Annotated in this window: 12 protein-coding genes; 6 read left to right on the forward strand and 6 right to left on the reverse strand. The window is 63.0% G+C overall.

What is annotated here, in order from left to right; all coding sequences use genetic code 11:
- Nucleotides 1-40: 40 nt before the first annotated feature.
- The gene (locus N1058_RS11320; protein WP_420847974.1) at nucleotides 41-2,590 is read right to left on the reverse strand and encodes a TIGR02302 family protein; all 2,550 of its coding nucleotides are present in this window, start codon (nucleotides 2,588-2,590) and stop codon (nucleotides 41-43) included.
- Between the two features lie 135 nt (nucleotides 2,591-2,725).
- Complete coding sequence (locus N1058_RS11325) at nucleotides 2,726-3,202, reverse strand: MarR family winged helix-turn-helix transcriptional regulator (RefSeq protein WP_265517646.1); 477 nt, start codon at nucleotides 3,200-3,202, stop codon at nucleotides 2,726-2,728.
- Nucleotides 3,203-3,392: 190 nt separating this feature from the next.
- Here N1058_RS11325 and ectA point away from each other — a divergent pair, with 190 nt between their 5' ends.
- From ectA to N1058_RS11350, 5 genes are all read left to right on the forward strand, one after another.
- A complete protein-coding gene (gene ectA, locus N1058_RS11330) occupies nucleotides 3,393-3,938 on the forward strand; it encodes a diaminobutyrate acetyltransferase (protein ID WP_265517647.1) in 546 nt (181 codons plus the stop codon).
- A 155-nt stretch (nucleotides 3,939-4,093) separates the two neighbouring features.
- Complete coding sequence (gene ectB, locus N1058_RS11335) at nucleotides 4,094-5,383, forward strand: diaminobutyrate--2-oxoglutarate transaminase (RefSeq protein ID WP_265517648.1); 1,290 nt, start codon at nucleotides 4,094-4,096, stop codon at nucleotides 5,381-5,383.
- Between the two features lie 5 nt (nucleotides 5,384-5,388).
- Complete coding sequence (locus tag N1058_RS11340) at nucleotides 5,389-5,784, forward strand: ectoine synthase (protein ID WP_265517649.1); 396 nt, start codon at nucleotides 5,389-5,391, stop codon at nucleotides 5,782-5,784.
- Between the two features lie 45 nt (nucleotides 5,785-5,829).
- Nucleotides 5,830-6,762: an ectoine hydroxylase gene (thpD, locus tag N1058_RS11345; protein ID WP_265517650.1), complete on the forward strand. Its 933-nt coding sequence runs from the start codon at nucleotides 5,830-5,832 to the stop codon at nucleotides 6,760-6,762.
- A gap of 22 nt (nucleotides 6,763-6,784) precedes the next feature.
- Nucleotides 6,785-8,275: an aspartate kinase gene (locus N1058_RS11350; protein WP_265517651.1), complete on the forward strand. Its 1,491-nt coding sequence runs from the start codon at nucleotides 6,785-6,787 to the stop codon at nucleotides 8,273-8,275.
- Here the strand turns inward: N1058_RS11350 and N1058_RS11355 are convergent.
- The 3 genes from N1058_RS11355 to N1058_RS11365 all read right to left on the reverse strand — a co-directional run bounded on the left by N1058_RS11355 (nucleotide 8,272) and on the right by N1058_RS11365 (nucleotide 11,303).
- Complete coding sequence (locus N1058_RS11355; protein WP_265517652.1) at nucleotides 8,272-8,877, reverse strand: alpha/beta hydrolase; 606 nt, start codon at nucleotides 8,875-8,877, stop codon at nucleotides 8,272-8,274. The two genes, N1058_RS11350 and N1058_RS11355, sit on opposite strands and share 4 nt — an antisense overlap.
- The gene (locus N1058_RS11360) at nucleotides 8,874-9,812 is read right to left on the reverse strand and encodes a VOC family protein (RefSeq protein ID WP_265517654.1); all 939 of its coding nucleotides are present in this window, start codon (nucleotides 9,810-9,812) and stop codon (nucleotides 8,874-8,876) included. The genes N1058_RS11355 and N1058_RS11360 overlap by 4 nt, the downstream gene beginning before the upstream one ends.
- A 297-nt stretch (nucleotides 9,813-10,109) precedes the next feature.
- Nucleotides 10,110-11,303 (reverse strand): PRC-barrel domain-containing protein, encoded by a 1,194-nt coding sequence (locus tag N1058_RS11365; protein ID WP_265517655.1) that lies wholly within the window; start codon nucleotides 11,301-11,303, stop codon nucleotides 10,110-10,112.
- A gap of 216 nt (nucleotides 11,304-11,519) precedes the next feature.
- On the opposite strand from N1058_RS11365, the gene N1058_RS11370 reads away from it, so the two are divergent.
- Nucleotides 11,520-12,419, forward strand: coding sequence for a diacylglycerol/lipid kinase family protein (locus N1058_RS11370; protein ID WP_265517656.1), 900 nt, complete (start codon nucleotides 11,520-11,522; stop codon nucleotides 12,417-12,419).
- Between the two features lie 91 nt (nucleotides 12,420-12,510).
- Here N1058_RS11370 and N1058_RS11375 read toward each other — a convergent pair whose 3' ends face one another.
- Nucleotides 12,511-13,266, reverse strand: a complete 756-nt coding sequence (locus N1058_RS11375; protein ID WP_265517657.1) for a Crp/Fnr family transcriptional regulator — start codon at nucleotides 13,264-13,266, stop codon at nucleotides 12,511-12,513.
- Between the last annotated feature and the right edge of the window lie 35 nt (nucleotides 13,267-13,301).

Genomic DNA, 13,301 nt, shown 5'->3' on the forward strand with positions numbered 1-13,301 from the left:
ATAGAGAGTGCCAAGAAAATTACCGCGCGCGAGAATCGGGCTACCGCATGTCGAGAAGCCGTTCGAGATACTGCTTTTCCAGCTCGGGGCTCAAAGCGTCGCCAAGGCGCCGGCGGATCGCATCGAGTATCTCGCGGGCGCGCTGAGTGTCGATCTCGTCCGGCACCTCGACCGAATCTCCGAAATCGGGACCGGTGGTCGATTGGGGCCGGCCGAGCGGGTCGCGGCCGCTATTGCTCTGGCGCGCCCCCTGCTGACCCTGGCCCTGTTGACCCTGCATGGCCTGCTGCATCTGGTTCATCATGTCCTGGGCACCACGGCGCAGCGCTTCCAGCGCCCGGCCCTGCTCGCCCACGGCCCGTTCGCCCCGACCCTCGCCAAGCGCGCCTTCGGCCTCGCCCATGGCTTCACCGGCCTCGCCAAAGCCCTCGCCTGGCTTGATGCCAAGCCCTTCGAGACCGTCGAGCAGGCTTTGCAGATCGCCCTGCAGCGCACCTTGCTGCCCTTGCAGGCCGCGCAGCGCTTCAGCCAGTTCCTCAGGTGACATCGGCTGGCCCTGCCCCTGCTGACCCTGCTGACCTTGCTGACCCTGTTCGCCTTGCTGGCCCTGTTGTCCGCGTTGTTGCTGGTCCAGGCGGAAGGTCTCGTTCATCAGTTCCTGCTGCCGGCGCATCAGTTCGCCGAGTTGGTCCATCTGCTGGCGCATCTGGGACTGTTGTTGACCCTGGCCCTGCTGCGGACGCCCGGCCTGGAGATTGTTCATCATGTTTTCGAGCTGGGAAAGAAGATCCTGCGCTTGTTCGTGCGCGCCTGATCTGGCGAGATCCTCGATCTGGTCGAGCATTCGCTGCAGATCGCTCTCGCGCATGATCTGCTCGTTCTCGCCCTGCGCAAAGTCCTGATTCTGCATTGCCCGCTCGGCAAATTCACGCAGGAATTCCTGCATAGCCTGGCGCAATTCATCCATAAGGCTGGCGATTTCCTCGTCGCTGGCCCCTTCCTCCAGGGCTCGCTTGAGCGCCTCCTGCGCCTGCCGCAGCCGGCGCTCGGCCGCCGTCAGGTCGCCGTCTTCGATAATCAGCGCGATCTCCCAGAGATCTCCCACAACCTGCCGCAGCGCATCGTCGGTGCTCGCCTGCCCGAGCTTGGAGCGTGCGGCGGAGAGGAGCAGGAAATGCGAGGCCTCGTCGAAAGTCTCCTCGGGCCACAGAAGGAGCGCATCCATGAGCGCCCCGACCCGGTCCTGCTGGTTGGCATCAAGCGCCAGCAGGCGCCGTTGCTCGATCAGCGCCTTGGCCAGCGGATTGGTGAAGGGACGCTCCGGCAGAACGAGGACCTTCTCCTCGCTGCGCCCGGTCTGCTCCGCCGCATCCGTTGCGGTCAGGTACAGCCTTGCCGTAGCACCCGCCCACGGATGTTCGGTCAGATCATCGGAACTCTTGGCGGCGCCGTTCTCCGCGTCCCTGCGAGGAAGCCGCAAGGCCATCTCAGGAGCGTCGAAAAGCGGACGCGCGCCCGGGCTTTCCTCCGCAAGCGAGAAATGCGCCTGCGCACCTATGGCGCCGTAATCGTCCTCGATCTCGTAATTCAGCTCCAGCGCTCCGTTCACCGCACGCTTGGGGTCTTCGGAAAAGCGGATCTGTGGCGCCTGATCGGGAAGGACGGCGAACCGCCATTGCCGCAGCATCGATGCCCCGTTGGAAAGCGTAATCACTCCGCCCTGGTTCAACAACGTCGAGAAACGCCGCATCGCACCTTCGCTTGCTTCGGCCTCAGGCGCGATCTCCTGTGGCTGATCCATACCATCGTCGAACGACAGCGTTTCCTCGCCCGAGCCGCCGCTGACGCGCACAGCGACGGCGCTGTTTTCCGGCACGGTAAAGGCCTGCTGCTCCAGATTGGCTTCTGCGGTAAGGAAAATCGGCGCACGGCCCGTGTAGGGCGGCGGCGTGACCCAGGCGTCGATGCGCGCCGGCGTTACTTCGGCCATCTGGCGCGGCTGAAACGCATCGCCGATCCGGCCTCCATAGGGGCCGAGCGAATAGGCGAAGGCAGTGACGAACAGCAAGGCGGCCAGGGCCCGCAATCCCCAAGGGTCACGTTGGGGAACCGATGTCCGCGGCAGGTCGCCATGAACCCTTGATAGCCGGCTCGCCATGCGCTTCTGGTGTTCGCGCCAAAGCGCCGCGGCGAACGGATCGTCGTCGCCGGCGGCCAGGCGATCGGTCTGCGCGGCGACCGGCGCATGTTCGAGCCGATTGACCTTTTCGATACGGCGATCCACTTCCGGCGCACCGGGAAAGCGCAGGCCGCGCAGCCCGATCAGCGACGTCAGCACACCGAGGCCGAGCGCGCCCAGAACAGCCCAGCGCATCCAGCCCGGCATGATCTGGAACAGGCCGAACCACGACAGGCTGAAAAACAAGCCGGCGATCACGACGAGTGGAAGCACGACCGGCCACACTCGCTCCACGACCATTGCCGTTCTGACGCCGGCGCGCGTCCGCGCCAATCTCCCCAGCGAGCTGGCCGCCATGCCGCGCGCGTCCTGCGCGGCCCGTCCCTGCTTCGTGGTCTGCGGTTGGCTCATCGTCCTTCCAGACTGCGGCTCACGATACGCCGCGCTCTGCCCAAGGATAACATTAAACACGGCAAAGGCGAGGCGGCGAGCCGAAATCCACCGCACATCTCGCCGATCAAACTCACGTGATTGCCTCTACCGCACCTATTTGCGGTCCACTGCCCCGACATCGAGAAGCGGCGAGGCATCGATGGCCCGCGCGTTGAGCATGAAACCGACCTTCTCCAGCGCGGCCACGATCATCGCTTGCTCCCAATCCGGCAGTCTTTCGAACTGGTTGGAGAAGGTTCGTTGCAGGGGATCGGGCGCCGCCTTCAGCAGTTCCCGCCCAGTCTCCGTCGCCGAGACCCACACAATGCGCCGGTCCCGTTCGCCGCGAGTGCGCTGGACCAGACCGCGCGCCACCAACTTGTCGACCAGCGCGGTTGCCGTCGCCTGCCCCACACCGGCCTTGCCGGAGATGTCCTTCGGCGTCGCCCTCCCGGCCGCCGCCACGATCTCGAGCACGATGAGTTGCGGCGTGGTCAGTCCCGTCTCGCGGGCGAGCGTACGCGCATTCAATTCCGTCGCGCGGAGGATTCTGCGCAGCGCGATAAGGCTGGTCTGGGTGCGGTTTTCCATGGGCGGGCCTTGGCGAAGGAGATCTTCACCCTTGTTAGCAGAAAAATATTATTTTGATTAGCGAATGAAATCATTCGGCAATCTCGGCTGGCCGTGGGCTGTTTTAGCGCGTTTCGGAACGAAATTCATATGCTGCGGTTGAAATATCGTTCGTCAAACGTAATATCCGGCCCGATGAAAGGGGAGACCCATGCCCAACAGCGACCTGAAGCTCGTTCGAAAACGATCCGACGAAATCATCTTTCGCACACCTGAAAAGGAAGACGGTTCATCAGTCTGGCGCCTGATACGCTCGTGCGAACCGCTCGATGAAAATTCCCTCTATTGCAATCTGTTGCAATGCGACCACTTCGGCGACACCTGTGTGGTTGCCGAGCGGAGCTCCGATGGTGAGATCGTCGGATGGATTTCCGCTTATCTCCTGCCCGACGACAGCAACACCCTGTTCGTCTGGCAAGTGGCGGTAGATGAATCCGCCCAGGGCCAGGGCGTCGCAAAACGCATGCTCACGGCCTTGCTCGAACGTGAGGTCTGCAACGACGTCGCGACGGTCAAGACCACGATCACTTCCGACAACGACGCAAGCTGGGCATTGTTCCGCTCCTTTAGCCGGAGCCAGGGGGCGCGTTTGAAAGACGAAGCCTATTTCCGCAAGGACGCCCATTTCGACGGCGCGCACGCCACCGAGCATATGGTGACGATATCGCTGCCCGAAGCCGCCCGCAGCGCTGCCTGACCGGCAGCCGGGCCGACGCGCGTTCAGCGAACTACGGCATCCGCCCCAAAATCGGAATCGGTTTTTCGGCAAGCACGATGCGTAGATCCAAAAAGACAGAGCGTCCTTTGTGCATCCGTATGGACGCACGGCGCTTCAAACCCGAAGGATGAGACATGACGACCGTAAAAACGGACGACAAGACTATTTTCGAGCGCCGCGAATCCGCGGCGCGAAGCTATTGCCGCAGCTTTCCCGTTGTGTTCGAAAGCGCCAGCGGCGCAATGATGAAGGCCGCGAACGGCCACGAGTATATCGATTTCCTGGCCGGCTGCTCCTCGCTGAACTACGGCCACAACGACCCGGACATGAAGAAGGCGCTGGTCGATTACATCACCAATGACGGCGTCACCCACGGCCTCGACATGCACACCAGCGCAAAGGCCGCCTTTCTGGACGCCTTCGAACGCATTGTCCTTGAGCCGCGCGAGATGGACTATCGCATGATGTTCATGGGGCCGACAGGCGCCAATGCCGTCGAGGCTGCCCTGAAGCTCGCGCGCAAGGTGACGGGCCGCACCAATGTGATCTCCTTTACCAACGGCTTTCACGGCGTCACGCTGGGCGCGCTTGCCGCGACCGGCAACGGTTATCACCGCGGCGGCGCCGGCGTGCCGCTGACCGGCGTCACCCGCATGCCCTTCGAGGGCTCGATGGGCAAGGACATCGACACGGCCGATTTCCTCAATCGCATGCTCGCCGAACCGTCCAGCGGCATCGAGCCGCCGGCCGCGATCATCCTTGAAACGGTGCAGGGCGAAGGCGGTCTGAACGCGGCGTCGCGCGAATGGCTACGGCGCATCGAGCAGATCGCACGCGCCCATGGCGCACTGCTCATCGTCGACGACATTCAGGCCGGCTGCGGCCGCACGGGCTCGTTCTTCTCCTTCGAGGAGATGGGCATCACGCCGGATATCATCACCATGGCCAAGTCCCTTTCCGGCTTTGGGCTGCCGCTCGCCACGCTTCTGGTGCGTCCCGAATATGACGTGTTCGGCCCGGCCGAGCACAACGGCACGTTCCGCGGCAACAACCACGCCTTCGTGACCGCGCGCGTGGCGCTGGAGAAATACTGGGCCGACGACAGCTTCCAGGAGGGCGTGCACGAGCGGGCCGGCTTCCTGGGCACCCGGCTGAGGGAAATCGCCGCCCATCTGCCCAACGCTCGTCTGAAGGGGCGCGGCATGATGCAGGGCATCGACGTGGGCTCCGGCGCGCTGGCGAGTGACATCTGCTCGCGCTGTTTCGAGGCCGGGTTGATCATCGAGACCTCCGGCGCGCATGATGAGGTGGTGAAGGTTCTTTGCCCCATCAACATCGACAAGGGAACCTTTGCCCGGGGTTTGGACATTCTTGAAGAGGCCGTCGGCGAAATTGCCCGCTCGGCCAGCATTGCAGCGGAGTAATTGCCATGATCGTACGCGACCTGAACGAAGCGAAGGACACCGACCGCCACATCTTCTCGCAGGGTTGGGACAGTGTCCGCCTTCTGTTGAAGGGCGACAAGATGGGATTTTCGTTTCACATCACGACGATCCACGCCAATGCCGAACTGCCGATGCACTACAAGAACCATCTCGAAAGCGTCTATTGCGTCGACGGGACGGGCTCGATCGAGGATTGCGCGACCGGCGAAGTACACCAGATACGCCCCGGCGTGATGTACGCCCTCGACAAGAACGACAAGCACATCCTGCGCGCAAACGACAAGCCGATGGTCATGGCGTGTGTTTTCAACCCGCCCGTCAGTGGCAAGGAAGTTCATCAGGAGGACGGCTCCTACGCACTTGAGGCCGAAGAGGCGTGACGGAAATCACGCCCTCAGAAACCAAAGGAAGAAGGAGACAAAACCATGTCTGCGATAACCAATAGAGCGGACCGAACCAGCGACCCCTATCCGAGCCGGCTGCCGGAAGAGAAATGGCTGCCGCGCGAGGATAAGGTGGTCTGGTCCCAATGGCGCCCCGATGCGCCCCTGACCGCCCAGCAGGCGGATCAGTTCGACCGGGACGGGTTCCTGGTCCTGAAGAACCTCTTCACGGAGGACGAAATAAAGGCACTGATGGCCGAATCCGCCGCCTTGCGCGGTGGCGAGCGCGACCTCATGGACGGCAGCGTCATCACCGAGCCCGGCTCGGACGAGGTTCGCACGATTTTCAAGTTGCCCGAGCAAAGCGCGCTTTTCGACCGGCTTTCGCGGGATCGCCGCATTGCCGGTATCGTCAGCTTCCTTCTGGGTGACGAGATCTATGTTCATCAGTCCCGGCTGAACTACAAGCCCGGCTTCACCGGCAAGGAGTTCTACTGGCATTCCGATTTCGAGACATGGCACGCGGAGGACGGCATGCCCCGCATGCGGGCCATTTCGGCCTCGCTGCTCCTCACCGACAACGACGAGTTGAACGGTCCGCTGATGCTGATGCCGGGTTCGCACAAGCAGTTCATCGCCTGTGCCGGCGAAACGCCCGACGACAATCACAAGTCCTCGCTCAAGAAGCAGGAAGTGGGCGTTCCCTCGCACGAGGCGCTGACGAAGCTGGCTTCGGCACACGGCATCGTACCGGCAACCGGTAAGGCCGGGACGCTGGTCCTGTTCGACTGCAACACGATGCATGGTTCGAACGGCAACATCACCCCGTTTGCCCGCTCGAATGCGTTCTTCGTATTCAACGCAATGTCGAACCAGCTCACCGAGCCGTTCGGCGCCCAAAAGCCGCGTCCAGACTTTCTTGGCTACCGCGGCAAGCCCAGGCCCATCGACGTGGCAACAGGAAAACTGGTTTAACCAGGAAGGCAACGATCAGAATATGACACGACGACCGGAAGACAAGCGCGCCGCGACAGAACGCGGCGCGCCCGAAAACGCTCATAACCACCATACGGTGGAGAAAATCGGCGGAACGTCGATGAGCCGCGCGCGCGAACTCATCGATACGATTCTCGTGGGTGAGCGCAGTGGCGGCGATCTCTACAGCCGCGTCTTTGTGGTCTCCGCCTTCGGCGGTATCACCGACAAGCTGCTCGAGCACAAGAAATCCGACGAACCCGGCGTCTACGCCCTGTTCGCGCAGGCCGACAACGAGCATGGCTGGATGGACGCGTTGTCCGATGTCAGCCGCGCCATGCGCGAAATCAACGCCGACATGTTCGAGGAAGCAGCCGACCGCCACGCCGCCGACGATTTCGTGCGCGAACGCGTCGAAGGCGCGCGCGGCTGCCTGATCGATCTGCAGCGCCTGTGCTCCTATGGTCATTTCCAGCTTGGCGAGCATATGCAGACCATCCGCGAGATGCTCTCCGCGCTGGGCGAAGCGCATTCGGCCAACAACCTTGCGCTCCTCCTGCGCCGTGAAAGCGTCAATGCCCGCTTCGTGGACTTGACCGGCTGGCGCGACGAGACCCAGCCGAACCTCAATGAGCGCATCCACCGCGCCTTCGACGAAGTCGATCTGGACCGCGAACTGCCCATCGTCACCGGCTATTCGCAATGTCGTGAGGGCCTGATGCGCGAGTTCGACCGCGGCTATTCGGAAGTGACCTTCGCCACCATAGCCGCGCTCACCGGCGCGCGCGAAGCGATCATCCACAAGGAGTTCCATCTTTCGAGCGCAGACCCGCGCCTTGTGGGGCCAGAGAATGTGCGCAAGATCGGCCGCACCAACTACGATGTCGCCGATCAGCTCTCCAATATGGGCATGGAGGCGATCCACCCCAAAGCGGCCAAGAAGCTGCGACAGGCGGGAGTGCCGCTGCGTGTCGCCAATGCGTTCGAGCCGCACGATCCCGGCACGCTGATCGACGCCGAGCCCGCAAGCGAGCCCGGCGTGGAAATGGTGACCGGCCTGCCCGTGACGAGCCTGGAATTGTTCGAGCAGGACATGGTCGGCGTGAAGGGCTACGACGCCTCGATCCTGGAAGTGCTGACGCGCCATCGCGTGCGCATCGTCTCGAAATCCTCCAACGCCAATTCGATCGTTCACCACGTCGAAGCGCCGCTGAAGGCGATCCGCCGGGTCGAGCGCGACCTTGGCGAGCGCTACCCCTCCGCCCGCATCAACGCGCGGCGTGCCGGGATCGTCTCGATCATCGGACGCGACCTGAAGGGGCTGGGTGTCATGCTCGAGGGCCTGAAGGCGCTCGACGCAGCAGGGATAGAGCCCATCTCCGCACAGGAGACGGGCCGTGGCGTCGACGTCCAGTTCGTCGTGCGCAGCGAAGACCGCGAAGAGGCCGTCAAGACCCTGCATCGCAGCTTCATCGAAAAGGCAGAGGCGACAAGGCTCAAAGAGGCCGCCTAGAGCGGTTCAAGGAACCGCTTCGCCGTTTCGAGTTCGCTGGGCCGCACCTCATGGCCGCCTTCGTGCCATTCCACCTCCAGCGCGGCCCCGGCGCTTTCGAGATAGCTCACCAGCCGATGCGTCAGCACAGCGGGGCAGATGGGGTCGGTCCTGCCCGCCGTCAGCAGGAGCCGTGTTCCAATCGGACCGGCGATCTGCGGTTCGAACGGGATGAGAGGGTGCATGATCACCGCTGCGTCGAACAGCGCCGTCTCCTGAAATATGACCGAGGCCAGGATGTTCGCCCCGTTGGAATAGCCCAGCCCGTAGACGCCGTCCGGCCGCTGTTGCTCCACGTGCGCTTTCACGAACCCGGCCATCTTGGCCGTGGCGCGGGCGAGGTCGTTCATGTCGTAGACGCCCTCGCCTGTGCGCTTGAAGAAGCGCGCGGCACCATGCTCGCTTATATCCCCACGCGGGGACACGATGCCCGCGCCCGGCATGACATCCTCGGCAAGGTCGAGAAGCTGCCGCTGGTCACCACCGGTGCCATGAAACAGGAACAGCAGCGGCTTGCCCGGCCCTGCCGGCTCCAGAATGTGCTCGTAGGCCTGAATGCTCATACGCTGCTCCCGATCTGTGGCAAATGGCTTTCAAGATAGGACCGCAAGTGCTGGTGCTGCTTCGGCAGCTGGAGCGCCTCGCCCAGATGCTCAAGCTCCTCGTCATTGGCGAAACCCGGCTCGTTCGTGGCGACCTCGAACAGCACGCCCCCGGGTGCGCGGAAATAGATCGACAGAAAATAGTCGCGGTCGATGACCGGCGTAAGGCCGAAGCCCTGCTGCACCAGCGCCTCGCGCACGGCAAGCTGCGCCGTCTGGTTGGCCACGGCAAAGGCGATGTGGTGCACGGACCCGCCGCCCTGACGCGCCGGCGGCGCAGTGGGATCGGTGACGAGATCTATGAAGTTTGCGCCGTTACCGCCCTTGCGCACCATGCGCTCAATCCCGTCTTCCACGCCCAGGGTCGAATAATCCATCAGTTCCAGCAGCGCGCGCGTGCCGCTGCTGTCGTGCAGGACAAGGCTTGCCGAGTGAAAGCCGCGGATTGCCGCGGATTCGGGAATTCGGTCGGTCGTCCACGGCTCCCGCTTGTCGTCCACCGTCTCTACGAGCGCGAAGCCGTCGCCGTCCTCACCCTCGAAGGAAAGCCGGTTTTCGCCAAAACGCTCAAGGCGTTCGACGCCGGCCAGCTTGTTGTGCGCAAAATGCTCTTCCCAGAAGCCGAGGCTGCCTGCCGGCACCGAGAAGACGGTGGTGCCAACCTCGCCTGCGCCGCGCTTGCCGCGAATGATGTTGGGAAAGGGGAAATAGGTCATCACCGTGCCCGGCTGGCCGATTTCGTTCGCATAGTAGAGATGATAAATGTCGGGCGCGTCGAAGTTGACGGTCTTCTTGACCCGCCGCAGACCCAGCGTATTGGTGAAGAACGCATCCGTCCTGCGTGCATCCTGCGCCATCGAGGTGATGTGGTGAATGCCTTCGATCTTGTCGAGCATGGTCATACTCCCCATAACATTCCGGCCAGGTTAAATCACCTGGCGTCCGCATGACTGCGGAGAACAAAAGATGGAGCGTCGTCTATGCATCCCGATGGACGCCCGGCGCTCCAGGTGCGTACCGGGGCATCGTGCCCGGTTTCCACCTTTAGATGGCGCAGCGCCGCCGCAGGAGGAAGACGTGTGTTCGGGACGCACTGTATCGCCTGCATAGACAGTGGCACAGCCGCATGACCGGACGCAAAGAAAACCCGCGGCCTTGCAGCCGCGGGGCTCATCGATCCAGACGCCGGTCTGTTACTCGGTTCTCAGCAGCATCTCGTCGCGCTGCTCAGCGTAGGTTGTCTCGTCATAGGCAGGCTGCGAGTCAAGCTGCTCCTTAGTGAACTCGGTGTAGAGGAAGAGATCGCCCCCTTCACCTGTCATAAAGACCAGCTTCTCCATGCTGATGGCGACTTCCTTCTCGCCAATTCCGAGAAAACCGCCGACATCGACGATGACAGCTTCGACTTCGCCCTCCGGCGTCAGCACCACGTCGCCGATCTCGCCGACACGCTCGTCATTGGCGCCGTAGACGGCGGTACCCATGAGGTTATCGGCGCGGAGCTGATCCGGAGTGGCTTCCTGCTGGCCCTGGCGGTCGATCGCAGCGGTCTGCGTGTCGTCCGCTGGCTGTTCGGTTGCGGCCATGTCGCCGGCCTGCTCCTGATCTTCAGCCGGTGCCGCAGCGGTCTGATCGGCAGGACGATCCTCGGCGCCATCCGCCGGCTGCTCGGTTGCGGCCATGTCGCCGGTCTGCTCTTGATCTTCAGCCGGTGCCGCAGCGGTCTGATCGGCAGGACGATCCTCGGCGCCATCCGCCGGCTGCTCGGTTGCGGCCATGTCGCCGGTCTGCTCTTGATCTTCAGCCGGTGCCGCAGCGGTCTGATCGGCAGGACGATCCTCGGCGCCATCCGCTGGCTGCTCGGTTGCGGCCATGTCGCCGTCGGCCTGACCTTCAGCGTCAGCCTGGGGCGCCTTGGCCAGATCGTCCGCTGTCGCCGGCGTGGTCTCGGAGACATCGGCATCGGCGGGCATCGGCCTATAGGCCGACCGGTCGAATTCCTGCTGAGCCTTCAAAGCGTCGGCGGTCGTCTCGACGACCAGCCAGCGGTCGCCGTCCATTTCCGCCCATTCGACCAGATCGTATTCGAGTGCAACTTCCTTCTCACCGATGCCGAGGAAGCCACCGACACCGACCACGATGGCCCGAACGTTGCCGTCCTTGTCGAGTACGATGTCGTTGACCTTGCCAATATTCTCGGCGGAATCGCCGGTCCCGTTGTAGACGGACTTGCCTATGATATTGGAGGCAAGATGGCCCTCGGCGCGAATGGTCATCTGGGTGGGCTCTTGCACGGTAGGGTCGACCGACGGTGTCGTAGTCTGCGCCACCGCACCTGTCGCTATTAGCGTCGCGATGGCAGTGGTCGCCAAAAGATTGCGGATCATGATATGCTCTCCATGTGCAGTGTTTCTGTACGGGCCGCGCATCCGGCCGAACCTGCCAGGGAAGATCGGATGTGCGGCCATCACTCCGCTACAACGCCGAGCGCAGCGAACGGTTCCTCGGGCAGGATATGCCGCGCCGGGCAAGGTTTTTCGCCGTGATGGAACCTGATCGGCATGACGGGAATTCACCGTTGCCCGAAATCCGGAAAAGACCGTATGAAGATCTTGGCTGTGCTCAACCGGAGCGGCGGAACCTTGGCTACGATGGATATCGATGCCTTTTCCGCTTCGCTTGCCGAACGATTCAAGAAGGCAGGCCATGAAATCGACGTCCGCGTCGTTCCCGGTAAGGAAATAGCCGATGCGATTGGCGATGCGGCGGGCGACGCTGATATCGAGGCGGTTCTGGTCGGCGGCGGCGACGGGACGGTTTCGCTGGCGGCGGGCATGTTGGCCGAGAGCGAGAAGGCGCTCGCAATCCTGCCGGCCGGTACCATGAACCTCTTTGCCCGCAGTCTCGGAATCCCTCTCGACCTCAATAAAGCAGTCGAAGCGCTGGCACACGGCAGGATACGCCGCGTCGACGTGGCGCGCGTCAACGGCGCACCCTTCGTCCACCAGTTGTCGATCGGAATGCACCCGCAGCTTATCAGGCTACGCTCCCGGTTGAGCTTCCGCGGTCGTCTGGGCAAGATCGCCGCATCGGCGCGGGCAGCACTGACAACCTTCTTGCGGCCGCACAATCTGCGCGTCCGCATCGAGATGGCGGAAGGAGAGCTGCACCTGACGACGTCGGGCATCGCGGTTACAAACAATCTCTACGGGGAAGGCCACTTGCCCTATACGGACACGCCGGATGGCGGCTTGCTCGGCCTCTATGTGATGCGCGCCCAGCGGCGCTGGGATCTTCTCGTCTTTTTCGCCAACATGGCCATCGGCCGATGGCGGCGAAACGAGCAGGTGGATATCCATCAGACGCGGGAAGCGCGCATCTTCATCCTCGATCCGCACCCGCGCCACAAGCTTTCCATGGATGGGGAGTTGTATCCCCTCCCCGACCAGCTTCACCTGCGCCAGCATCCGAAGGCGCTGTCGGTTCTAGTCCCGACGGCGTGAACCGCCTCGCGACGGCAGCAGCCTGCCGTGATTGGTATCCTTGCCGCCGCCGCATCGCTCCCGGTTTCCGCCCGAGGGACGGCGCAATCCCTTACAGGAACGGCCGTTCGGCAGGTACCTCGTCATCCCATTGCGCCAGGCGGGCAAGCCCCTTCAAATCGAGGATCCTGCAGCCACCGTCGCTCCATGTCAGCAATTTCCGCTCCGCCAGCTTGCGGATCATCTTGTTCGTGTGGACGAGGGAAAGTCCGAGAGTGTCGGCCACGTGCTGCTGGGTCAATGTGATGTCGACCGCATTGCGGACCGTGAGACCGCAGGCGGCGGAGCGACTCCACAGGAAGACGACGAGATAGGCGATCTTCTCCTGAGCAGTGCGCCGCCCGACGGTCAGAAGGTTATCATCGAGCATGCACTCCTCGCGCGAGGCGATCCAGGTCACGTCGTAGGCCAGTTCCGGACTCTTCGTGAAAAGCCCAAAAAGCTCGGCGCGTTCGAAAACGCACAGGACCATCTGCGACAGGGCTTCCACCGAGTGTTGCATCTCGCCCATCAGGCTGCCCTGCAGCCCGACTATGTCTCCGGGCATCGCATAATTGACGATCTGACGGCGACCGTCCCGCATCATCTTGTAGCGGAATGCCCACCCGGAAAGCACCGTATAAAGATGCGGGGTGTGCGCTCCCTCCTGAAGGATGGCAGCTCCCTTGTCGATGATGAGCTCGCCGCGCTTGAAACTCCTCATGAACGCCAGCTCGTCCTCGCTGAAGTCCCGGAACTCCTGCCGTTTCCGCAGCGGGCAGGCATCGCAGGTGATCTGCTGGCGAGGCCGGTGGTTAATCGCGTCCAAGGGCGGTCCCCCATGTCGTCCCGGACACTCGCGAG

It is taken from the genome of Nitratireductor luteus (genome assembly GCF_026162365.1).
GTDB lineage: Bacteria > Pseudomonadota > Alphaproteobacteria > Rhizobiales > Rhizobiaceae > Chelativorans > Chelativorans luteus.